20 protein-coding genes are annotated in these 21,666 nt (G+C 42.6%); 2 read left to right on the top strand and 18 right to left on the bottom strand.

All coding sequences use genetic code 11. From position 1 onward, the window contains the following. Nucleotides 1-566: 566 nt before the first annotated feature. Both Q0A12_RS15710 and mnmA read right to left on the bottom strand, forming a co-directional pair. On the bottom strand, nt 567-2,195 hold the full coding sequence (locus Q0A12_RS15710) for an alpha-glucosidase (protein ID WP_291293569.1): 1,629 nt from the start codon (nt 2,193-2,195) through the stop codon (nt 567-569). A gap of 158 nt (nt 2,196-2,353) precedes the next feature. Further along, on the bottom strand, nt 2,354-3,472 hold the full coding sequence (gene mnmA, locus Q0A12_RS15705; protein ID WP_291293568.1) for a tRNA 2-thiouridine(34) synthase MnmA: 1,119 nt from the start codon (nt 3,470-3,472) through the stop codon (nt 2,354-2,356). A gap of 344 nt (nt 3,473-3,816) precedes the next feature. Here mnmA and Q0A12_RS15700 point away from each other — a divergent pair, with 344 nt between their 5' ends. Beyond that, entirely contained in the window at nt 3,817-4,539 is a 723-nt protein-coding gene (locus Q0A12_RS15700) for a C39 family peptidase (RefSeq protein ID WP_291293567.1), read from the top strand. A gap of 98 nt (nt 4,540-4,637) precedes the next feature. Here the strand turns inward: Q0A12_RS15700 and Q0A12_RS15695 are convergent, their stop codons facing one another. The 10 genes from Q0A12_RS15695 to rhaB all read right to left on the bottom strand — a co-directional run bounded on the left by Q0A12_RS15695 (nt 4,638) and on the right by rhaB (nt 13,910). Then, nucleotides 4,638-5,162 (bottom strand): Asp23/Gls24 family envelope stress response protein, encoded by a 525-nt coding sequence (locus tag Q0A12_RS15695; RefSeq protein ID WP_291293566.1) that lies wholly within the window; start codon nt 5,160-5,162, stop codon nt 4,638-4,640. Nucleotides 5,163-5,213: 51 nt separating this feature from the next. Further along, the gene (locus tag Q0A12_RS15690; protein WP_291293565.1) at nt 5,214-5,408 is read right to left on the bottom strand and encodes a DUF2273 domain-containing protein; all 195 of its coding nucleotides are present in this window, start codon (nt 5,406-5,408) and stop codon (nt 5,214-5,216) included. 12 nt (nt 5,409-5,420) lie between these two features. Further along, nucleotides 5,421-5,984 (bottom strand): alkaline shock response membrane anchor protein AmaP, encoded by a 564-nt coding sequence (gene amaP, locus Q0A12_RS15685; protein ID WP_291293564.1) that lies wholly within the window; start codon nt 5,982-5,984, stop codon nt 5,421-5,423. A gap of 203 nt (nt 5,985-6,187) precedes the next feature. Beyond that, a complete protein-coding gene (locus Q0A12_RS15680) occupies nt 6,188-6,793 on the bottom strand; it encodes a metallophosphoesterase family protein (protein ID WP_291293563.1) in 606 nt (201 codons plus the stop codon). 317 nt (nt 6,794-7,110) lie between these two features. Beyond that, nucleotides 7,111-7,455, bottom strand: a complete 345-nt coding sequence (locus tag Q0A12_RS15675) for a DUF1831 domain-containing protein (protein ID WP_291293562.1) — start codon at nt 7,453-7,455, stop codon at nt 7,111-7,113. 223 nt (nt 7,456-7,678) lie between these two features. Next, complete coding sequence (locus tag Q0A12_RS15670; protein ID WP_291293561.1) at nt 7,679-8,818, bottom strand: cysteine desulfurase family protein; 1,140 nt, start codon at nt 8,816-8,818, stop codon at nt 7,679-7,681. Between the two features lie 373 nt (nt 8,819-9,191). Beyond that, the gene (gene fucO, locus Q0A12_RS15665; RefSeq protein WP_291293560.1) at nt 9,192-10,343 is read right to left on the bottom strand and encodes a lactaldehyde reductase; all 1,152 of its coding nucleotides are present in this window, start codon (nt 10,341-10,343) and stop codon (nt 9,192-9,194) included. A 69-nt stretch (nt 10,344-10,412) separates the two neighbouring features. After that, nucleotides 10,413-11,237 (bottom strand): rhamnulose-1-phosphate aldolase, encoded by an 825-nt coding sequence (gene rhaD / locus Q0A12_RS15660; RefSeq protein ID WP_291293559.1) that lies wholly within the window; start codon nt 11,235-11,237, stop codon nt 10,413-10,415. Nucleotides 11,238-11,244: 7 nt separating this feature from the next. Continuing rightward, a complete protein-coding gene (rhaA, locus tag Q0A12_RS15655) occupies nt 11,245-12,498 on the bottom strand; it encodes an L-rhamnose isomerase (protein WP_291293558.1) in 1,254 nt (417 codons plus the stop codon). A 2-nt stretch (nt 12,499-12,500) separates the two neighbouring features. After that, a complete protein-coding gene (gene rhaB, locus Q0A12_RS15650; protein ID WP_291293571.1) occupies nt 12,501-13,910 on the bottom strand; it encodes a rhamnulokinase in 1,410 nt (469 codons plus the stop codon). A 198-nt stretch (nt 13,911-14,108) separates the two neighbouring features. On the opposite strand from rhaB, the gene Q0A12_RS15645 reads away from it, so the two are divergent. Next, nucleotides 14,109-14,990, top strand: a complete 882-nt coding sequence (locus Q0A12_RS15645) for an AraC family transcriptional regulator (protein WP_291293557.1) — start codon at nt 14,109-14,111, stop codon at nt 14,988-14,990. Nucleotides 14,991-15,313: 323 nt separating this feature from the next. Here the strand turns inward: Q0A12_RS15645 and manA are convergent, their stop codons facing one another. From manA to argC, 6 genes are all read right to left on the bottom strand, one after another. Continuing rightward, nucleotides 15,314-16,267: a mannose-6-phosphate isomerase, class I gene (gene manA, locus Q0A12_RS15640; protein WP_291293556.1), complete on the bottom strand. Its 954-nt coding sequence runs from the start codon at nt 16,265-16,267 to the stop codon at nt 15,314-15,316. Between the two features lie 48 nt (nt 16,268-16,315). Then, nucleotides 16,316-17,320 carry a serine hydrolase domain-containing protein gene (locus tag Q0A12_RS15635; RefSeq protein WP_291293555.1) on the bottom strand — a complete coding sequence of 335 codons (1,005 nt, stop codon included), beginning with the start codon at nt 17,318-17,320 and terminating at the stop codon, nt 16,316-16,318. 107 nt (nt 17,321-17,427) lie between these two features. Then, the gene (locus Q0A12_RS15630) at nt 17,428-18,243 is read right to left on the bottom strand and encodes a VOC family protein (RefSeq protein WP_291293554.1); all 816 of its coding nucleotides are present in this window, start codon (nt 18,241-18,243) and stop codon (nt 17,428-17,430) included. A 184-nt stretch (nt 18,244-18,427) separates the two neighbouring features. Continuing rightward, complete coding sequence (gene argB / locus Q0A12_RS15625) at nt 18,428-19,189, bottom strand: acetylglutamate kinase (protein ID WP_291293553.1); 762 nt, start codon at nt 19,187-19,189, stop codon at nt 18,428-18,430. An 85-nt stretch (nt 19,190-19,274) separates the two neighbouring features. Continuing rightward, nucleotides 19,275-20,465 carry a bifunctional glutamate N-acetyltransferase/amino-acid acetyltransferase ArgJ gene (gene argJ / locus Q0A12_RS15620; RefSeq protein WP_291293552.1) on the bottom strand — a complete coding sequence of 397 codons (1,191 nt, stop codon included), beginning with the start codon at nt 20,463-20,465 and terminating at the stop codon, nt 19,275-19,277. Nucleotides 20,466-20,509: 44 nt separating this feature from the next. Beyond that, nucleotides 20,510-21,532, bottom strand: coding sequence for an N-acetyl-gamma-glutamyl-phosphate reductase (gene argC, locus Q0A12_RS15615; RefSeq protein WP_291293551.1), 1,023 nt, complete (start codon nt 21,530-21,532; stop codon nt 20,510-20,512). Nucleotides 21,533-21,666: the final 134 nt, after the last annotated feature.

Here is a 21,666-nt window from a genome sequence, read left to right as displayed (position 1 = left end):
GTATAGAAGTAGCGGTCAAAAAAAAGTTTCTGACTTCAATAAAGGAGGATTCTAAAACTCATCGACTCTAAAATTTAACTGAAATTAGATCTATTCACGAGTTAGTAAATAAAAAACAAGGTATCACTACATTTTGATTAAAAGAAGAGTGTCCAGAAACAGAGCATTTTCTGAACATTTTGAGAATTAGCATCCCTTACACATAGTTTACTTTCAGTACTACCTTTTCACGAAACGCTTGTCATTTATCATAGCTTGCAAAGAGAACACTTGCTTTTGACCATATTCTGTTACCCTCACCGTTACCACTTCACTTAAAAAAGCACCCTTTCTTACATAGGATCACAAACCCAAACTAGCTAACTTAGAATCCGCAACTTATCCTTTTGATTCAAAAAACATTCGCCATTCAGCGCGTCTTAAGCACAAAAACTATCAGTCAACTGAGGGTCTGAGAAAAATTCATTTAGACCAATTCCTGAATTTCTGGGTCTGCTTGTTTCAAACATGAAACTTTTCTCTGCTACTTTAGTTAACTGATAGTTACTGGTTACTTTCGAAAAAGTCTACGAAACTCGAATCACAAATGCTTCATAAGGCCTTAATGTAACGGTACCTTGAGGAATGTCCGTCAAGCGGTAATTAGAAATGATCAGCTCTTTCCCTGCTTCTGGCAGTTCAAGTTGATGGGCTTCTTCACTAATATTCGCTGCTACAAGCCAAGTTTCTCCGTTATAGCTTCGTTTATAGGCAAAGACCTCATCGGCTGTTTCTGTCAACAGCTCATAGTCTCCCCACACAATAAGCGCGTGTTGTTTTCTCAATGCGATTAGTTTCTTGTATGTGTAAAAAATGGAGTCTGGATTTTCCAGATTGTTTTTGACATTTATTTCTTTTGCATTGGGATTGACATGCAACCACGGTTCACCTGTTGTGAAGCCGGCATTTGGTGAATCGTTCCATTGCATTGGGGTTCGTCCATTATCCCGGCCTTTGGCATTAATGGATTCAATAAGCGCCTCTTTTGTAAAGCCTAATGCCAGACGTTCTTTATACATATTGATGGTCTCAATGTCTTGGGCTTCTGAAATATCCGAAATGGGGTAATTTGTCATCCCAATTTCTTCCCCTTGATAAATATAAGGCGTGCCTTTCATCATATGCAATAAAATAGCGAATAATTTTGCACTTTGGTCATGATAAGTCGTATCATTTCCCCAGCGTGAAACGATTCGTGGCAAATCATGGTTATTCCAAAATAAGCTATTCCAACCTTCATCGCCAAGAGCTACTTGCCATTTTGACAACACCTGTTTCAGCTCTGGAATGCTTAGTGAACGTAAATCCCACTTATCTTTGCCCTCTCCTTGTTCTTGATCCAATCCCACATGTTCAAACTGAAAAATCATCGACAGTTCTTTGCGTTCCGGGTTTGAATAAAGTTTAGCAATTTCTGGTGTTGCTCCCCAGGTTTCACCAACTGTCATCAGATCTTTGTCTCCAAAAGTGGCTGCATTCATTTCTTGAAGATACCTATGCAGGTTGGGCCCATTTCCAGTAATCTCTTTATCCGGTACTTTACCGATTAAATCGATCACATCCATTCGGAAGCCGCCTACTCCTTTATCAATCCAGAAGTTCATCATCGCATAAACTTCTTGACGAACGTTTTCGTTTTCCCAATTTAAGTCTGGTTGACGTTTGCTAAAGAGATGCAGGAAATACTGTCCTGTTGTGTCATCGAACTCCCAAGCTGTTCCACTAAATGTTGAACGGAGCCCATTGGGCACATCGCCCTCCACTGCATCCCGCCAAACATAATAATCACGGTAGTCATTTTCTTTGCTTTTTCTTGCTTCCACAAACCATGCATGCTCGTCAGATGTATGATTGACGACTAAGTCCATAATTATCTTGATGCCGCGTTTCTTTCCTTCAGAAATCAAGCGCTCCATGTCCTCCATCGTACCAAACTCTTCCATGATTGCCTCATAATCGCTAATATCATAGCCGTTATCATCATTCGGCGATTGGTAAACAGGAGAGAGCCAGATTGCGTCAATTCCTAGATTTTCAAGATAATCTAAATGTTGAATGATTCCTTTTAGATCTCCCACTCCATCGCCATTTGTATCTTGAAAGCTTCGGGGATAAATCTGATAAACGACTGATTGATGCCACCATTTTTTCTCCATCCTTTTGTCCTCCTACAAATCAATAACCATTGGTTCAATTTCTATAGTACCACAGGTTACACTCTTTTCGGTATTGGCTACAGTTCCGTGGATCTCCAAAAGAAAACAAGCCTGATCTTGAAATGTTCCATCAAAATCAGACTTGTTTTTAGTAAAGCTTAGACGTATTGTAATTCTTTGGCTTCTTGATATGCTGCATCGATCAAGCCACCACCGAGACATTCCATACCGTCATAAAAAACAACGGCTTGGCCTGGTGTGATTGCCCGAACAGGTTCATCAAATATTACTTCGGCACGATCATTGTCAAGCAAACGGACAGTGACACCGACATCTTGTTGACGGTAACGGAACTTGGCTGTGCACTTGAATTCTCTTGGACGATCTGTGTCTGTCGTAAAGTGGATTTGACTTGCTTCTAAGCGATCTGCATACAATGCTGGATGGTGGAAGCCTTGTCCCACATACAATGTATTGGTTGCTAAATCTTTGCCGACAACAAACCAAGGTTCTTGTGAGGCACCGCCGCCACCGATTCCTAATCCTTGACGTTGACCGATAGTATAGTACATCAGTCCATCATGTTGGCCTTTGACTTCACCATCTAATGTCACCATATTGCCTTTTTTTGCAGGCAGGTAATTGCTTAAAAATTGTTTGAAATTCTTTTCGCCGATAAAGCAAACACCTGTAGAATCTTTTTTCTTGGCAGTTGCTAAACCAGCTCGTTCAGCAATCGCCCGTACTTCAGATTTTTCCATGCCGCCTAATGGGAACATGGTTTTACTTAATTGGGCTTGCGATAATTGGCTCAAGAAATACGTTTGGTCTTTGTTGTTATCTACACCCCGTAACATATGGGTGATCCCATGTTCATCGGTTTCGACTTGGGCATAGTGTCCAGTTGCCACATAATCAGCACCTAGATCCATTGCATAATCCAAAAAGGCTTTGAACTTGATTTCTTTGTTACACATGACGTCTGGATTTGGTGTCCGGCCGGCCCGATATTCTGCTAAGAAATATTCAAAGACGCGATCCCAATATTCTTTTTCAAAATTGACTGAATAATAAGGAATCCCAATTTGGGCAGCTACTTTGGCAACATCTTTGTAGTCCTCCGTTGCTGTACATACCCCATTTTCATCTGTGTCGTCCCAATTTTTCATGAAGATTCCGACAACATCATACCCTTGTTCTTTCAACAAAAGCGCTGTTACTGACGAGTCCACCCCGCCACTCATTCCAACCACCACACGGGTGTTTTCGTTAGACATGATTTTTCACCATCATTTCAATTATAGATTCTGAAATCATCTACGATTTGAAGGTCGCAACTTTTCAGTAACTTGCATTATACAACAGATTCACAAAAAATTCACGGAGAGATTCAGCAATTTTTCTTTTCCTGTCAAAAATTTAGACACTTTTTTAGAATTCAAAGGAAGTTTTCCACCTAAATAGAGCTATCTCTAGTTGCGGGTCAAGTTTAAGAATCGCTAACATTCGGATAAAAGGGGGTTATCATAAAATCGTATGAATTTCTTCATAAAATACAGAAATGTCTGTTGAAAAAATCAGCTATACTCCTTTTAGATCATCACAAAAGGGGTATCCAAAAATGAAAAATCGCGCACTTGTTGGCAGCAGAAACAGAAAACCGCCAAAAAATCCCGTCAAAATCAGCCTTCTTGTCTTACTGGTTACTGTCGTTGGTGGTATCCTTTTGCGACACTTTGTATTTGACAGCGTGAATCCTTCTGCCCTGCAAGCGGTAGAATTAGTACCTCAAGCATTTTCAGAAGAAGCCAATCAAGCCTTGCAAGAAGTATTGCCAGGTACGCAACAAGTGCCTTTGATTTTGCAAAGAGACGAACGTTGGGGCATGAAACATTATGGCTCTGTGGAAAAGCAAAACACCTTTGCGGCTAATGGCTGTGCTATTGCATCTTTAGCAATGATCGATGCTTTTTGGCGAAACCAAGCACCTGAACCTGATGATATTCTCAACTGGGCAGGCAACCGATTTTATCTTGCTGATCAAGGCACTAGCTGGCAAATTTTTCCGCAGTTTGCTGAACATTTTGGCTATCAATTCTTAGATTTGGGGAATTCTTTCGCGGAAGCTTACAAAATGATCCAGCAAGGTTTTCCTGTCATTGTCTCCGTAAAGCCGGGAACCTTTACCACTACTGGTCATCTGATGGTGTTGGCATTAAATAAAGAAGGCGGAATTCAAGTGCTTGATCCCAATGATTCACCTGAAAAAAGTCACTACAAACAAGCTTTCACGAATGAACTGCTCGCTGCTGAAGGGATGAATTATTGGTGTTTTTGGCTGTGACTTACAGAGGCAGCTTTCAATCCAGTTTTGACTGAAAACGATTTGAACAAAAAAACAGACTAGCCCATCAGCTAGCCTGTTTTTGATAGTTGTCGTAATTATTGAACCCGTGGTTCGTTGTTTTCTTGGATGCGAGTAGCCGTTTTGTTAAATGCGCCTTTCGCTTTACGTGTTTGTTTAGAAGCAAAATCCCCCGTTGTTTCTGCTGCACTGCTCACTTTGTCTTGAACCGTTTCTGAATCTTTTTCAAATTGTTCACGAGTTTTAACATCTGCTACATTGACGTTTACTTCGATTACTTCTAAGTTTGTCATTTTGTTGACTTGAGTCGAAACGACTTCTTTGATTTGGTCGTAAATGGCAGTCATATCGCTACCGTATTCTGCTACGATATCTAAATCAACTGCTACTTGTTTTTTACCAACTTCCACATTGATGCCGGAAGTAACATCATCTGTATTCACTAATTTTCCTGCGATATTTGAGAAGAAGCCACCGTCAACCGTTAATAATCCATCTACGGATTCCAGTGCAATTCCGACGATCTTTTGAATCACTTTATCTTCGTAAGTCAATTCTCCTTTAACACCTGCAGTAGTTGTTGGTTTTACTTGATTTTCCATTGTCCATTCCTCCTATATCTTTTTAAAAATTATACGCATACTTATTGAACATTAACGCCGCGGCTTTTGAAATTGATCAAAGAACCCGATCTCTTTGAGGTAGAAGCCCAGATACCCTCCTAGTGCTGTAAAAATCAGTAGCAGCAATGCTTTCAAAAAGCCAACGGTCAGAAAGAGAATTGCTAGTATCAATCCACATGCTGCAAAGATAACTGGGATCTTATTTTGTTCGAGCCATTCTTTCATCTTTTTCTCCTCCTAAACGACACGTGGTTGTGTGTGATGTTCTCGTGTTTCTTCAGCATCTTTCAAAACAACTTCGGTTTGAATATCATGGGTAACACCAAAGAGTGTTTGAAGTTGATTGCCGATCTCACCAACCAATGCTTCTTGTTGCTGTGGGATGGCTGCGGTCTGTTTCATCTCTCCATCGATCATGACTCGGACTTTGTGCTTGATGATCTTGACCTTGACTGATGGCGAATGGATAAAATCAGCTTGCTGGACCTTTTGCAAAACAAAATGTTCCAACGCTTTCTTCTGAATCACTAATTCCCCAGTTTTTTGCTGGATGACTAGCTGATCCGAGCGGCTTGGAAAGAACAAGACCACAATAATACCAATGATCGTCAACAGTGCAAATCCGACACAAGCCCAGAATAGAAACATATTGATCGATGTTCCGATCCATGGATATTCTCGCAACGGAATCAAGTAGAATGGCAAATCTACTGCTTGCTGGTTCACAATCATGCCAAAGAAAAAGATGAGTAACAATAACAGCAACCCAACGATCATGACCACTTTAGAAATCTTACGCATAGGCAACCTCCTTTACTACTTTCTAATTCAAGCATACACATTTCTTAAATATCCATCAAATGATAAAGCTTGAGAGCGTTTATTTTTTGTTTTCAGGCTCCCTCTTTGAGCCCCTAAAAGTAGAAAGTTGGTCTTGCTATCAACCACATTTAAAAAAGGATAGATCGCTATCCTTTTTTAAATGTGGTTTTCCTTGTTATTTCTCAGTGAAATGCCTGCTGAAGCTCTGCCTGCTTAGCTTGAAAAATCTGCGCTAATTGATTCTCGGAAATCGGGCGGCCAAAGGGCCACGGCTGGGGAAGAAATGACAGTTCTGGCGCATCGACACCGACATTGATGTTCTCGGCGATAGGTAAACTATGATGATGGATATGTCCATGAAGGTTGCGACTATTTTTGGTCACACCCAATAGCATCGGATAATGACTTAAAAAGTATTGATGGTGATCAAACTTCAATAACAGCCCCACATCTGCAAAGGAAAATTTAGGTTCCCCCAAGACGCCCGGATCATGCTTTGCTAAATAGCGAAAGAAAGCTCGAGTGTCATGATTGCCTTTGATAAACGTGATTTTTCCTTGCAACTGAACTAAGATTGCTAAAATATCAGCAAATCCAGCTTCATGTTTTGGGTGTAACGCAATATCGCCTAAATGATAGACAGTATCCTGTTCTTGAACTACTTGGTTCCAATTGGCGATCATCGTCTGATGCATTTCTGTGACCGAAGCAAAGGGACGAGGGGCAAAATCATTTTGACCTAGTAACTTTTCATGAAAAAAATGCGTATCTGAGATAAAGTATTGCATGGACTCTTCCTTTCTAAGGATCTGACTGCTTGTCCTTCTGGAGCGATTTTATCCTTTAAAAAAATATTGGAAGAACTTTTTCTATCTATCAAAAAAACAACCGAAAGTTTTCCCTTCTTCAGAGTATGAGACAAATTGACATGAACGTAAAGCACGATGCGCTGTTGCACATCACGGATCAGTGCTAGCCTACAGCCCACTGCAGTCTAACACACTCCTTTTTTATTCATGAATGATTGTCATACAGATACCCTTTTGAATCGAAAATCTTTCGGTTGCTTTTATTGAAAGGCTCCAATGGTTGGAAAAAACGCGAGTTAATCCACTTTGACGAATAGTCCGCGACTAATAAAGCCATCCATCAAGAAATAAAATTTTTCTTGCAGCATTTCGTGTTGTGGGTCTTTAAAGATATTGACCGCTTTTAACCCATTTGCTGTCGTGATCGACATCTTAAAGGTTTTGATATCTTTAGCGACAGTGATTTTTAATTTGAAGCCTTCTTTGCTTTGTGGTGTTGCTTCTAATCCACGGATCAATTGGAAATTGCCGCTGTTGGTTTCAGTAAACCCATTGTCTCGTAACGTATATTTCTTTGCTTCTGGCGCTAGTTGATAGCGAGTCTTCGCACCTAAGACAGTTGTTGTTGTTTCAAATGCCATTTGCTTTCCACCTCGTTTTGACGTTTTTTTCAAAAAACTTCCCTTGAAACAGCGCAAGTGATTGCTCTTTACTTCCTGCTTGCTGAAGCTCTTTGAAATTCGCTCTTTCTTTCTTCAGATTATCATGAATGGCTGTATAAATGCCAGCGTTTTTTTGCTTTTCACAATCCTTTGCCTTGTCCTTAAAGAATCGCTGCCCTCTAGAAGTCACCTGATGATCTTATTACTTCTTAGTTTCTAAAACGGTTTGAGCGAGGATTTCAGCGAAACGTTGTACTTCTGCTTCTGTATTGCCTAGGCCAAAACTAATTCGGACAGATTCGCCGACAGCTGGATGCTCTTTGCCATACATCGCTTCTAATACATGCGAAGGTTCCACATTTCCCGCGGTACAGGCAGACCCCGTTGAGATAGCAATCCCTTTGAGATCCAGTTTCATCAACAAGAGATCGCTATTGACCCCTGGAAACTGCAGATTGATGATATGAGGCAGTTTGCTGTCAGGATCGCCATTCAAGCGGTAGTCGACCCCTTTTTCTTGCAGAACTGAAAAAACTTGTGCAGCAAATTGTTGATACGTTTGCTTGTGGGCGCTTTGTTCGGCTGGCGTTAATAATGAAATAGCTTTCGCCATCCCTGCAATTCCTGCAAGATTTTCTGTACCGGCACGGCGCTTTTCTTCTTGTTCGCCACCATGCAACAAATTCGGCAGCGACAGGCCATCTCGTTTATACAAAAAACCGACGCCTTTGGGCCCATTGATCTTATGGGCAGAAATGCTTAACATATCAATGCCAAAAGCACTTGGATCAATCATCAGCTTGCCATAGGCTTGTACAGCATCCGTATGAAAGACAGCGGAATGCTCTTTTAGAAGCTCGCCAATGGCTGGGATCGGTAAAATATTCCCGGTCTCATTATTGGCGAACATGATCGATACCAGAATCGTATCAGGACGTAGCGCCTCTGCGACTTGTTCTGCAAAAAGCTGGCCTTTTTTGTCAACTGGCAGATAGGTCACCTCAAAACCTTGTTGTTCCAAAAATTTCATACTTTCGATAACCGCTGGATGTTCGATCATCGTTGTGATAATGTGCTTGCCTTCTGCTTGCTTGGCATAAGCTGCTCCAATGATTGCTGTGTTGTCGCTCTCTGTGCCGCCGCTATTGAAAATGATCTCATGCGCTTTGACACCTAGCTGTTCAGCGATCACTTGTCGCGCTTCTTCTAGTTTGGTATGGGCATCCCGACCATAACTATGAATACTAGAGGGATTGCCAAAAAATGCTGCCATGGTGTCGTTCATGGTTTGAATGACCGCAGGGTGCATTGGGGTTGTTGCTGCATGATCAAAGTAAATCATTCTTTTCACCTATCCTTTATTACAGCCATTATAACAAATCTAAGCCAACCGTCTATCCAAAACTATTGATTTTCTTGGATCGAACCACATAACAAAAAACAGAACTGCGCCATAAGTCTCCTACAAGTAGCATAATCCGAACATTATCTATTATTCGGTTTAACTTGTTGGAGAATGACTTATGTCACAGTCCCGGGAGTGATTCACTCTTTAGGATACGGTGCGAATTGCTGCGCTCTGCAAAATGAACTGGCAGAATCGTTATGGATTCGTTTAAAATTGAAAAACCTTTCGCCAAATCCTTTTGCTGTTCAATGACCTCTTGCGCTTGAGTCGAAAATAGGAATCAGGAATGATAATCCTCTGAACCAGCTTACATTAATGATTGATAAAGGTCGATAATCTCTTCGACTGTGGTGTCTCTTGGATTTCCTGGGGTACAAACATCATTCAACGCATCTTTAGCAATTGCTGGGATGTCTTCTGCTTTCACACCTAATTCGGAGATCGTTGCTGGAATGCCTACATCTTTGCTTAATTGATCGATCGCTTGACAAGCGGCATCACGGACAGCTTCTAATGACATCGTTTCGGCATTCTCGATCCCCAATGCGATGGCAATCTCCCGGTATTTTTCACCGGTAAAATCTTTGTTGTATTTCATGATGGTTGGCAATAATGACGCACAAGCGACGCCGTGAGGGATGTTATACCAAGCGGACAATGGATGTGCCATCCCGTGTACCAGCCCTAAGCCGACATTGGAAAAGCCCATGCCCGCAATGTATTGTCCTAATGCCATCGCTTCACAACCGGCTTGATCCCCTTGTACCGAATCTCTCAATGAGCGGCCAATGATTTCGATGGCTTTGATATGCAGCATATCTGTCATTTCCCATGCACCTTTGGTAATGAAGCCTTCAATCGCATGCGTCATCGCATCCATTCCAGTAGCCGCTGCTAAGCTTTTTGGCATGCCCATCATCATATCACTGTCCACAAAAGCAACGATTGGAATATCATGGGGATCGACACAAACGAATTTGCGATGGTTGCCTTCATCTGTGATAACATAGTTGATGGTGACTTCGGCTGCAGTACCCGATGTTGTTGGCACAGCTAAGATTGGTAAACAAGGGTTCTTTGTCTCCGCTACGCCTTCGAGACTGATGACATCAGAAAATTCCGGATTTGTTGCAATGATGCCGATGGCTTTAGCAGTATCGATAGGCGAGCCTCCCCCGATAGCGATCATACAATCCGCTTGTGTTTCTTTGACGAAAGCCAAACTGTCTTTGACAACTTGGATCGTTGGATTTGGTACGATTCCATCATACAAGCCATAGGCAATCCCTGCTTCATCCAACAATGCCGTGACTTTGGTCGCAACGTCAAACTTAACCAAATCTTTATCCGTGATCACTGCAACTTTTTTGAAGCCCCGCGCCTTGATTTCAGCCGGGATTTGTTCGATTGCCCCTTTACCAAAATACGATGTTTCATTCAAAATCATTCTGTTTGCCATGTTCTTTCCCTCCGGTTGTTAATATATTCACAATTTATTTTAAAATAGAAAAGGAGAACCCTTTTCTATTTAACTCTCAAGATAGCCTTCACGAGGTGTTACGTTAAACGCATCTGCCAATTTTTTTAGATTTTCATCTGTGATGGTTTGTAAAATTGGGCCTTGTGCTTTGACATAGGTGTAAACTTCAGCCGCTTTTTCTGCGGTTTCAATCAAACCGAAAACTTCATCCATATCTTTTCCTGCGCCATAGATTCCGTGTTGTGGCCAAAGAACTAAACGAGTCTCTTTCATTTTCGCAGCGGTTGCTTCACCAATTTCATTGGTTCCAGGAACCATCCAAGGAATGATGGAAACTCCTTCTGGAAAAACAACGAGACATTCAGTGCACATTTGCCACAAGGTTCTAGTAAAGCTGCGTTCATCTAATTCATGGGTAAAACTCATCGCCAATAAATGTGAGGCATGGTTGTGCATGACAATCCGATTTTGTGGGTCAACCGATAGTCGAGAGATGTGACTCATAAAATGGCTAGGCAGTTCACTAGTTGGTACAGCGCCATTTTCCAAGCCCCAAAGCAATTCTAATGTTTGTCCATCTTCTTTCACGCGGATCAGTCCAATGTTTTCGGCTGGATGGGCTGCGACATTTTTAAAATATTTCCCTGAACCAGTGACAAGAAAATAATTGCCTGCCAACGCGCTTGCATCAAAGATCATCGGAATTTCACGTAAAACGATTTTAGGATCGATGAACGGCAGGATCTCTTCTTCTGTTAACAGATAAGAAATATTGCCTCCATTTCGCTCATCCCAACCTAAGCGGTAAAGGTTAGCGGTTGTTTCCATCATTTCTTGAACAAAATTTGCTTGTAACATATCCATTTTTTTCATTGTTCTCCTACTTTCTTGCTGCTAAGACAGTTTCTTCATATGCTTTGACTTCTGACAACCAGTCGAGACCGACAGGAACGCCTTGGCTTTCACAGTAGTAATTCCAGACATCGGCATAAGGATAGTCTTTCAATTCTTCCGTTAAAGCTAAACGAGTCGTAAAATTACCGGCTAATTCCATCTCTTTTAATTCATTTATTGGCTCAAGCATCGCTTTTAACAATGCTTTTTGAGTGTTGCGGGTGCCAATGACCCAAGCTGCTACACGATTGATCGTTGCATCAAAGAAATCAAGACCGATATTGGTTTTTGCTAACAAGTCATTGCGCACCAATTCACGACCAATCTCTTGCAGTTCGTCATCCATAATGACAACATGGTCACTATCCCAGCGAACGGGACGGCTGACATGTAAGAGAATTCCTTTACTGAAAAGTGCCAATGAAGACAATTTATTGGAAATCACTTCTGTTGGATGGAAGTGGCCAGCATCTAAACAGATCAATTTGTCGCGAGTCAAGCCATAGCCCATATAAAATTCATGAGAACCGACTGTATAAGCTTCTGCACCAAGACCAAAAAGTTTACTTTCTACAGCATCCAATGTGTATTCCGCTGGCAGCTCTTCAGCAAAAATCTCATCTAACGCGGTCATCAATCGTTCACGGGGGGTATAGCGATCAATTGGGTTATCTTTATAACCATCTGGGATCCAGAAATTATTGACACACACTTGTCCGGTTTCTTTCCCCATATAAGCGGCAATTTTTCGTGAACGTTTCCCATGCTCGATCCAGAACTGACGAACATCTTCATCAGGTGAGGCTAGCGTAAAGCCGTCTTTAAACATTGGGTGTGAGAAAAAGGTTGGGTTAAAATCTAGTCCTAGACCTTGTTCCTTCGCCCAAGCCACCCATTTTTCAAAGTGCTTTGGTTCTAATTCATTCAAGTCAACCGCTTCATCGGTATCCAAGTAAATGGCATGCAAGTTCAACTTGTGTTTCCCTGGAATCAATGAATAGGCTTTTTCTAAGTCTTTTCGCAACTCTTCTGGTGTGTGGGCGGCTCCTGGATAATTTCCTGTAACTGAAATCCCTCCTGATAATGCCTCCTCACTTAAAAATCCTTGAACATCATCCCCTTGCCAGACATGCATGGAAATTTTGACATCGGCGAGTTTTTTTAATACGGCATCCGTATCAACGCCTAATTTGGCATAAGCGGCTTTGGCTTCCTCATAACGTTGCTGAATAGTGGTCATTTTTATCCTACTCCTTTTAAAAATTCTTGATATTCGGTGACTATGTTCGACTCATGGGACTGGGGCTTGTGGACAACACAAGGAAAAGAACGCTTGACCGCTTGCCGAGCTTCAGATAAAGAAGCAAAAACGCCGGCATTGATCATCTGCATCAACACATTTCCGATGGCTGTCGCTTCACTAGGTCCAGCTTCGATGGTGATTTGCGCAATATTGGCGGTTAATTGATTTAAAAAGCAGTTGTTGGAGCCTCCGCCCACAATATGCAATTTTTGTATCTTTTTACCGTCTTCGGTCAGTTGTGCCAATTGCTGCAATTCACTGGCATAACAAAGTGCCAAATTGTCGTATACACAGCGGGCGAGTTCTCCAGCCGTTTGGGGTACTTTTTGCTGTGTCTCGCGACAATACGCCTGCAGTTCTGTGATCATATTCTTCGGGTTTAAAAAACGAGGATCGTTGACATCGACAAACTGTTGAAAAGCGGGGGTGTTTTCCGCCAATGAGGCCAACTCTGCGTAAGAATAGCGATAATCTTGTTGCCGAGCCACCTCTTGAATCAGCCACATCCCCATAATATTTTTCAAGAAGCGAATCGTATGATGGGCGCCCCACTCGTTGGTATAATTTTCATTAAAAGCAGTCATCGAAACATTCGGTACTTTCGTCTCCACCCCTAACAACGACCACGTGCCGCTGCTGATATAGCCCCAATCGGAGCCTTCTGCAGGTGTGCCTATGATGGCAGACGCCGTATCATGACTGGCAACTGTCACAAAGGTTGCTTGCGGCAAATCATAGCTAGGAAACTGTTCATGATTTAATGTACCTAAAGTTGTCCCAGCATCCACAAGCGGTGGAAACAACGCTTCGGTCACGCCAATTTCATTTAATAACTCAGCATCCCAAGTTTGTGTCGTGACATTTAACAACTGCATCGTTGATGCATTGGTTTTTTCAGTGACCATTTTCCCAGTAAAAACATAGCCTAGATAATCTGGGATCAGGAGTAGTTTATCTGCTTGTTGCAACAGCTGGGGGTCTTCATTGGCCAATTGAAAAATCGTATTGAAGGGCTGTAGTTGAATCCCCGTTTTTTCATAAAGCTTTTGAAGGGAATAACGCTGGCCAAAAGCTGCAATCGCCCCATTTGTCCGTTCATCACGATAGGCGATTGGATCTCCTAAACGATGACCTGTCTGATCGACCAAGCAGTAATCTACCGCCCACGTGTCAATGCCGACAAAACAAGAGGTAATTCCTGCATGCTTTGCTTTTTGCAATCCTAGCAAAATTTCTTGAATCAGATAATCGATTTGCCAACGGTCATGTCCATCCTGCTGGCGAAAGCCATTTTTAAAGCGATGAATTTCTTCTAAGGTCATCTGATCGTCTTTCCATTGGCTTAGCATCAAGCGACCACTAGAAGCACCGATATCGATAGCAATAAATGATTTCACACGACTCCACCTTTCATTATCTTGTTAAAAAATAAATCGATTACAGTTCGATGACTCATTCCTTACAAGTGAATTTTAGCTTGACAAAGCAAGACTTTCATCCCACAATTTTGATAAACACTTGCACAATCTTGGTAAAAGGAGAGCACAATGGATTATTGGGAAAAAGCCAACCACTCATGGTCAACGGACTCACTCCGCTATATCAATACCTCTACTCAAAAACAACGAGAACTCTTTTATTACATCCAAGAAATCGGTTATTTCAAAGCCAGTAAGCCCTATTTTACTGAGCGAGAAAATCTGCCGTCTTATTTGATTAAATATACATTGTCGGGTCAGGGAGAATTACGCTATCAAGGAAAAACCTATCAATTGAATGCTGGTGATGTTTTTTTTATCGACTGCACTGACTACCAGTATTACCGCACCACCAGTCAAGAACCTTGGGAAATGGACTGGATTCACCTGCATGGTGCCAATGCTGCCGCGTTTTATGATGAATTTCGCAAAAATGGCAGTCCGCTTCTTCATACAAATTCTGGCAGTAGCTATCAAAACTCGATTCATCTCGTTTTCCAAGAACTGCTGGCCTTACAGCCCGAACCCAATGCGAAAACCGCTTTCCAAAGTTCTGTCTTGATCCATCAATTATTAAATGAACTATTGCTGCAAAAGTATCATCTGGACTTTACTACCAATGAGATTCCGGCGTATATTTTGCAGATCCGCGATCAATTGGAAGAAGATTTCCGTCAAGGAATCACTTTGGAGTCCTTAGCAGAAACCTACCATATCAACAAATATCAAATCGTGAAGGAGTTTTCGAAATACATGGGGTTGCCGCCCATCGAATATCAGATCAGTAAACGCATTTCCTATTCAAAAGACCTCTTGCGTTACTCCCGTTTGTCCATCAAAGAAATTTCACTGGCTATCGGGATCGAAAATACTGCCTATTTTAGCCGTTTATTTAAGAAAAAAGTGGGGATTTCTCCAAGTGATTATCGCCAGACAGAGAACTCGCGATAACTTCGCAAGCTGAGACTCATAAAGCCCTCGATTCACGAAGGTTTTTTAGATGGAAAAATTGAAGCTTTCCACGCAAATAAAGACAACCCCTAGCAGGATTGCCTTTATTTTTCCTTGATAAAAACCAACAGAGGGAAGGGAACAAGGAAACATTTCCCAAAAATGGTTTAAATATATCCCCGTTTATTGCCTTTCAAGTCTGTATTTCTAAAGACTATCTTTATAAATAAAAAAACAGCTAGGCGGATGGCCTAACTGTTTTTGACTAAGTGTTTGGTGCCTATCTTAACGGAGATGAACTTAATGTATACAAAAGCATTGCATTAGGCGTTCTTACCGGGTTCAGAGGCAATCACGGTCATTTCACCTTGCAATGTCCATTTTTTGATTGGGTTCGGTAAAATACAGCTTGTCCCCATCTTCAATTCATAGGAGTGACCATCGATCACAAGCTGACCGTAGCCATCAATGACTGTCATCAATGTATAGTCGGCTCGTTGTTCCAGATTGAGTTTACCGCGCACTTCCCATTCGTAGACATTGAAAAATTCGGTTTCCAGATACGTTACGATGGCAGAAGAGCCTTGTCTGATTTCACGAATCGACAACTCTGGCGTCCTAGCTGGAACTGTCGTTACATCAATGGATTGTTGGATATGCAACTCTCTGGTCTGTCCTTGGTCGTCTTTTCGGTCATAATCATAAACCCGATAAGTGGTATCTGAACTTTGTTGTGTTTCCAAAATCATGATGCCTTTACCGATAGCATGGATCGTTCCGCTTGGTACATAGAAAAAGTCACCTTTTTTAACAGGAACTTTTGTCAATAGATCGTCCCAGCGTCCTTCTTCGATCATGGCTGCCAATTCTTCTTTGGTTTGTGCATGGTGCCCGTAAATGATTTCGGCACCGGGTTCGGCATCGATAATATACCAGCACTCTGTTTTACCTAGCTCCCCTTCATGCTTCATGCCGTAAGCATCATCTGGGTGCACTTGCACAGATAGATCGTCTTCTGCATCTAAAATTTTGATCAGTAAAGGAAACACTGGCGCATCTGAATGGCCAAATAATTCTTGATGATCCCGCCATAAATCAGCTAATGTTTTGCCTTTAAATGGGCCATTTTCAATCACGCTGACGCCGTGAGGATGTGCGCTGATCGCCCAGTCTTCCCCAATGTTGTCATTAGGCAAGTCAAATCCGAAAACAGAATGTAACCGGCTGCCTCCCCAAATTTTTTCTTGAAAAACAGGTTTCATAAATAATGGTTCCATAGTTGATCCCCTCTCTATTGATTCGCTAATATTATAGCACGAAAACCTTCAACGAACGGATTCTTTTAAATAACTTTGCACAATTTCATCTCGATGGTTGAGATAACTGTCTCGATGATCCTCGGGGTGCACCCGATTCGAGAGAAAGAGCATGGCTTTGCTATTTGAACCAATCAAAAGAAAGGTACCGGTATACCCGGTATGATACAGCAGCGGTGGTGTGCCAATCAGATCCCAACCTAAGGAACGCTTTCCTGTTTCAAAAGGGGTTTGAACTTGATAAAGTGAGGCGATTCTTTCTGGTGAAAGAAAACTCCCTTTTGCCGTTTGGCCGTGATTCATTACCATTTGGACGAATTTCGTCAAATCATCGATCGTAGAGAATAAACCAGCGTTGCCTGCATGTTCTCCCAACACTCGCGCCTTAGGATCATGAGTGATCCCCTTCAACATGCTGCCATCTGCTTGACGTTGTGTGGCCGCGACTTTGCTGCCTTCTGGTAAAGGGGGGAATCCGCTGTGAGTCATCTCTAACGGTAGTAAGACCTCTTGCTGGAAAATGTCTGTCAAAGAACGGCCAAGCAGGGCTTCTAGCATAAAGCCTAAAAGAATCGTTCCCGTGTCTGTATATTTCACTTCTTTACCAAGTTTCTGACCGCTTTTTAACCTCAAATACGCTTGGCGCAACTCCTGTGCCGATAGTTGGTCCCGTTGCGGGATCCACGTCTGGATATCCGCAGTGTGGGTCAAAAGATGCCGTAACGTAACTTTTGGATCAGTAAAATCAGGTAGATAATGTGCGAGGGGGGCATCGATGGCAAGAACGCCTTGATCCACTAATTTTAGGATCACCGTCGTTGTACAAACCACTTTCGTCAAGGAGGCTACATCAAATAAGTGAGCTTCTGTAAGAATTTCCGCTTGCGGTTGGCACGCCGCATAGCCTAAAACGTGGGTTTCTCGTTGTCCTTGATCGATGAAACGGTAGACGGTTCCGGGAAAGACACCCTCCTTCTGCTTTTCAGCAATCAAATGACTCGTTTCTGGATACATCCGATCCCTCCTTTTGACTTGATTCTATCAGAGACCTTTTGATTGCACAAAAAAAATACAGAATTCATTTCCAGGGAAACTCATCTGCATTTTACTTGGGTATCATTTTATTTATTTACAATAAACCACCATTCAATGCCGATCGCATCGTATGTCGTTAGTAGATGTTTCTTTTTATCAATAAAGAATTCCTGTTGATTAGCTGTCAAATGTGCTTCCAAAGTCAATAGGTCTTCTTGATTGATCGTAATCTTCAAAAAGTCCAATCCCAGAACTTCATGAGTCGGCAAGTCGATCGTTCCCCCTTGACCTTCCACTAATCCGATTTGAAAATCATCTTCATTCAAGTGCAAGAAGCCATCGGTTGCCTTAGTCGTCAAACCTAATTGTTCCAAGAAGCTTCGTTCTTTGGCTACGTCACTGACGTTTAGATGAACTTGATTGAAACGAGCTTGGTTTGATAGCATGCCTAACTCACTTGGTGCGACTTCAATCAATGCCTCTAGTGTTTGCGGTAAAGAACTTTCTTGTGGGCCTTCGTAGAAGACTTCGATCCGGTTTTCTTCAGGATCAGCCAAAACGACTGCAATTTGATTGCCCTCAAAAACTGACTCTTCAAAAGTCGCCTCTTGTGTTTTCGCTTTTTTACAAATGGCAGCTAATTCTTCTAAGGAAGCAACTGACAAGCGAATGCGCTGCATTTTTTTGATTTCACCAAAGTGATCGTTGGCCCGCGGACTTTCTTCTAGCCAGATGACTTCACCATCCGTTCCTTTAAATCCAAAGATAGCTAATTCATTTTCTTCTCGCTTCAAATCAAAACCTAGAATGTCTCGATAAAAAGAAATCGCTTTATCCCGATCCTTTACGCGAATCGCAATGGTCTGCAATTTTGTGCTTTTCCCCAATTCAAAATCTGTCATCATTTCTCCCCCTACTATGCATTGTCTGTGCAATTATCTTTATTGTACTGATAATCTGATATACTAGCAAATGAAATCCTTTATCATTCTACCACTAACACGCATTTTTTTTGATAAAAAAATAGATTTAACGACAAAAAAGTTCACTTGAACTCTTTTTTTATCGTTAAATCTATTTTTCATTTTATTCACAAAGAAGTATTTTTTCGTGATTTGCTTGGATCAAGGTTCCTTTTTTTTCCAATCGATTGGTGATACGGACCACTTTGACCCCGTTTTGAAGGGCTTTTCTTGCACTCGCTAACTTTGGCAGCATCCCACCAGTGACCACCTCATTCTGAATCAATCCCTTAATGTCCGTCAACGAGACTTGCTGCAACCATTGGCTTTCTTTTTTGATTCCGGGTACATCTGTCAGAAGCACCAATCCTTCTGCTCCAAGACTGTTGGCAACTTGACAAGCAACTTCGTCGGCATTGATATTCAGCCATTGACCTTCGGCAGTGATCCCCAATGGAGCAAGGATTGGGATATGGTTTCCTTCCAGCAAAAGTTGCAGGAGTTGGTGATTGATTGCTGTGGCTTCTCCAACATAACCAAATAGCGAATGATCGATGATCGCTCCTTGAATCAGTTGGTCACAGCCAGCATTTAAGCCCACTGCTTGAAAGCCCGCTTGTTGAAAATGCGTGGTGATCATCGGCTGGACTTGCCCCAACAAAACCATGCGGGTGATCTCAAGCGTTTGTGCATCGGTCACTCGCAGTCCCTCTTTGATCTGAACTGGTAGAGCTAATTTCTGCAGCATTTCCGAGATGTAATGTCCGCCGCCATGAACAATCACAATTTTCTTGCCCATGGCTTGCCACTGTGTAATCTGTTCAAAAAAGGCTGGGGTTAAATTGTCTGAAGCGACACCCCCCATCTTGATAACAATGATTTCCATCGCTTTTTCCTCCTATATGAATCTTCATTTTTCCTGATCTTCAACTGGCAATAATTGCTGGTGTTGGAATGAACTTGCGTCGGTATTACGTATGGTACAGGGCATTGATTTTGACATAATCATAGGTAAGATCGCAGCCCCACGCTTTCCCGCTGCCTGCTCCTTCTTGCATGGTGACATTGATTTTCACTTCGGAGGCTGTCAAGCGTTCTTCCATCAACCTTTCATCATATTCAATCGGCAACCCTTGAGCAAAAACCGGGATCGCTGCTAATTCGATCACGACAGTGGCAGGATCGATCCGCTGGCCGCTATACCCGATCGCACAAAGGATTCGCCCCCAATTGGGATCTTTGCCATAGATCGCTGTTTTCACGAGAGGGGAACCCACGATCGTTTTGCTGATCATGCGAGCTGCTAAATCGGTGGTTGCCCCAATGGTTTCGGCTTCGATCAGTTTTGTCGCTCCTTCGCCGTCTTGGGCAATGGCTTTGGCTAATGTGGTTAATAGTGTCCGGAGCATTTTTTGAAATTGCTTATAAGCAAAGGTATTTTCTTCGATCGGTGGGTTGCCAGCTTGTCCATTTGCCAGTACCAAGACCATATCATTCGTAGAAGTATCGCCATCTACTGTGATTTGATTAAAGGTGACTTCCGTGATGTCCCGCAGCAACTGCTGTAAAAGCGCTGGTGCAATATTGGCATCGGTGGTCACGAAGGCTAACATGGTTGCCATGTTTGGATGAATCATACCCGAGCCTTTGGCGCAGCCTGCCATCGTGACGGTATGGCCAGCAATTTCCATCTGGAGCACTTGATTTTTCTCAACAAGATCCGTTGTTAAAATGGCTTTCTGAAAGCCAGCCGGATTCCCTGAAGGGCTTAGTTGACTGATGCCTGCGGCAATCGTCGCCATCGGTAACGGGCGACCAATGATGCCCGTAGATGCCACAGCTACCTCATCTTGGGCAACACCAGCTTGTGCTGCAGCCAATGCGATCATCTCTCGGGCATCGGCGATTCCTTGATGACCTGTACAAGCATTGGCATTGCCCGAATTGACGATCACTCCCCGCAGCGTTCCTGTTTTCAACTGTTCTCTTGTGACGAGTACAGGGGCCGCTTGTACTTGATTGGTTGTAAAAACGGCGGCGGCACTTGCCGGAACATCAGAGAACAACCAGCCAAGATCGGCTTTTCTTTTTTTCAACCCGCAATGAATGCCATCTGCATAAAACCCTTTTGGGGAAGCAATGGTACCTGTGATTTCTTTCATATCTTACGCTCCTTTTTCTAAACGAATGGGCTGCCTAACTAGCATCACGGATACCAAGGGATTTGTCGTAATCCAGCGGTTTCCTCCAACCCAGCCCATTTATTAACGTTCTGGATTGCTTGTCCAGCAGCTCCTTTTACTAAATTATCGATCACGGCAATGACTGTCACGATATGGGTTGTGGGATTTAAAGCCAACCCGATATCACAAAAGTTGGTCCCTAAGACTTGCCGCAGTTCCGGTAATTCCCCTAATGGCTGCAGGCGAATAAAGGGTTGCCCTTGATATTCTTCTTGGTACCTGTGATAAATGTCTTCCGCGGTTCTTTCTGGCGCTACCGGCACATAGAGTGTCATCATGATCCCCCGTTTGACAGGAATCAAGCTGGTGGAAAATTGGATAGCGGTTAATTCTGGATCCCATAGTTGGAACTGTTGCAGAATCTCCGGGATATGCTGATGCTGATTCAATTTATATGTCCGCATATTTTCTGAAATCGTCACAAAATGACTGGTTTCGGTTAATTTTTTCCCCGCACCGGAAAGTCCGGATTTGCCGTCAAAAATAGGAATACTTGCCAACCATTTGCTTCTGACTAAAGGTGCCGCCGCTAAAATTGCCGCAGTGGCATAGCAGCCGGGATTGGCGATGAGATTTCCTTGCGCCCTCTGAAACTCCGGCAAAGCATAAGTTGCTGCCTGCAACAAGTGATCTGCCGCTGGCGGCTGCTGATACCATTGCTGATACATCTGTCCCTCTTTCAACCGGAGGTCTCCTGATAGATCGACTACAGGAAAATCGTGTTCGACAAATGAGGAGACCAGTTCTTTACTGATCCCCGCTGGTGTTGCAAAAAAGACCAACTCATTTTCTGCCATGATCTGCTGCGGATCAAACGCAGAAATAGGCTGATCGATCAGCTGCTGCAGATGGGGATAAACAGCAGCTGAATTTTCATGACACGAATGACTGTGAAGTGTTCCTATTTCCAAAACCGGATGCAATTGAATCAACCGAAGCAATTCCAACCCGGTATAGCCGGTAACTCCGACGATGGCTGCTTTCACTTTCTAACCCCCTTTTTCCTATCCTTCCTGTTTCAAAACCTTTAGGTATTTTCCTCGCTACTGTTTTTTCAAGGAATTTCGCTGGTTCTTGGATTGATTGCGGAACAATCCCTGAATTACTCGTATTGCCGGCT

The sequence above is a fragment of the Enterococcus sp. genome, assembly GCF_022711995.1.
In the GTDB taxonomy this organism is placed as follows: Bacteria; Bacillota; Bacilli; order Lactobacillales; family Enterococcaceae; genus Enterococcus_D.
This window is presented reverse-complemented; position numbering and strand designations above follow the sequence as displayed.

What these genes read in the sequence shown, in the direction of transcription:
- Q0A12_RS15710 (WP_291293569.1), bottom strand. Translation starts at nt 2,195, where the DNA reads ATGGAGAAAAAATGGTGGCATCAATCAGTCGTTTATCAGATTTATCCC.
- mnmA (WP_291293568.1), bottom strand. Translation starts at nt 3,472, where the DNA reads ATGTCTAACGAAAACACCCGTGTGGTGGTTGGAATGAGTGGCGGGGTG.
- Q0A12_RS15700 (WP_291293567.1), top strand. Translation starts at nt 3,817, where the DNA reads ATGAAAAATCGCGCACTTGTTGGCAGCAGAAACAGAAAACCGCCAAAA.
- Q0A12_RS15695 (WP_291293566.1), bottom strand. Translation starts at nt 5,162, where the DNA reads ATGGAAAATCAAGTAAAACCAACAACTACTGCAGGTGTTAAAGGAGAA.
- Q0A12_RS15690 (WP_291293565.1), bottom strand. Translation starts at nt 5,408, where the DNA reads ATGAAAGAATGGCTCGAACAAAATAAGATCCCAGTTATCTTTGCAGCA.
- amaP (WP_291293564.1), bottom strand. Translation starts at nt 5,984, where the DNA reads ATGCGTAAGATTTCTAAAGTGGTCATGATCGTTGGGTTGCTGTTATTG.
- Q0A12_RS15680 (WP_291293563.1), bottom strand. Translation starts at nt 6,793, where the DNA reads ATGCAATACTTTATCTCAGATACGCATTTTTTTCATGAAAAGTTACTA.
- Q0A12_RS15675 (WP_291293562.1), bottom strand. Translation starts at nt 7,455, where the DNA reads ATGGCATTTGAAACAACAACAACTGTCTTAGGTGCGAAGACTCGCTAT.
- Q0A12_RS15670 (WP_291293561.1), bottom strand. Translation starts at nt 8,818, where the DNA reads ATGATTTACTTTGATCATGCAGCAACAACCCCAATGCACCCTGCGGTC.
- fucO (WP_291293560.1), bottom strand. Translation starts at nt 10,343, where the DNA reads ATGGCAAACAGAATGATTTTGAATGAAACATCGTATTTTGGTAAAGGG.
- rhaD (WP_291293559.1), bottom strand. Translation starts at nt 11,237, where the DNA reads ATGAAAAAAATGGATATGTTACAAGCAAATTTTGTTCAAGAAATGATG.
- rhaA (WP_291293558.1), bottom strand. Translation starts at nt 12,498, where the DNA reads ATGACCACTATTCAGCAACGTTATGAGGAAGCCAAAGCCGCTTATGCC.
- rhaB (WP_291293571.1), bottom strand. Translation starts at nt 13,910, where the DNA reads ATGCTAAGCCAATGGAAAGACGATCAGATGACCTTAGAAGAAATTCAT.
- Q0A12_RS15645 (WP_291293557.1), top strand. Translation starts at nt 14,109, where the DNA reads ATGGATTATTGGGAAAAAGCCAACCACTCATGGTCAACGGACTCACTC.
- manA (WP_291293556.1), bottom strand. Translation starts at nt 16,267, where the DNA reads ATGGAACCATTATTTATGAAACCTGTTTTTCAAGAAAAAATTTGGGGA.
- Q0A12_RS15635 (WP_291293555.1), bottom strand. Translation starts at nt 17,320, where the DNA reads ATGTATCCAGAAACGAGTCATTTGATTGCTGAAAAGCAGAAGGAGGGT.
- Q0A12_RS15630 (WP_291293554.1), bottom strand. Translation starts at nt 18,243, where the DNA reads ATGACAGATTTTGAATTGGGGAAAAGCACAAAATTGCAGACCATTGCG.
- argB (WP_291293553.1), bottom strand. Translation starts at nt 19,189, where the DNA reads ATGGAAATCATTGTTATCAAGATGGGGGGTGTCGCTTCAGACAATTTA.
- argJ (WP_291293552.1), bottom strand. Translation starts at nt 20,465, where the DNA reads ATGAAAGAAATCACAGGTACCATTGCTTCCCCAAAAGGGTTTTATGCA.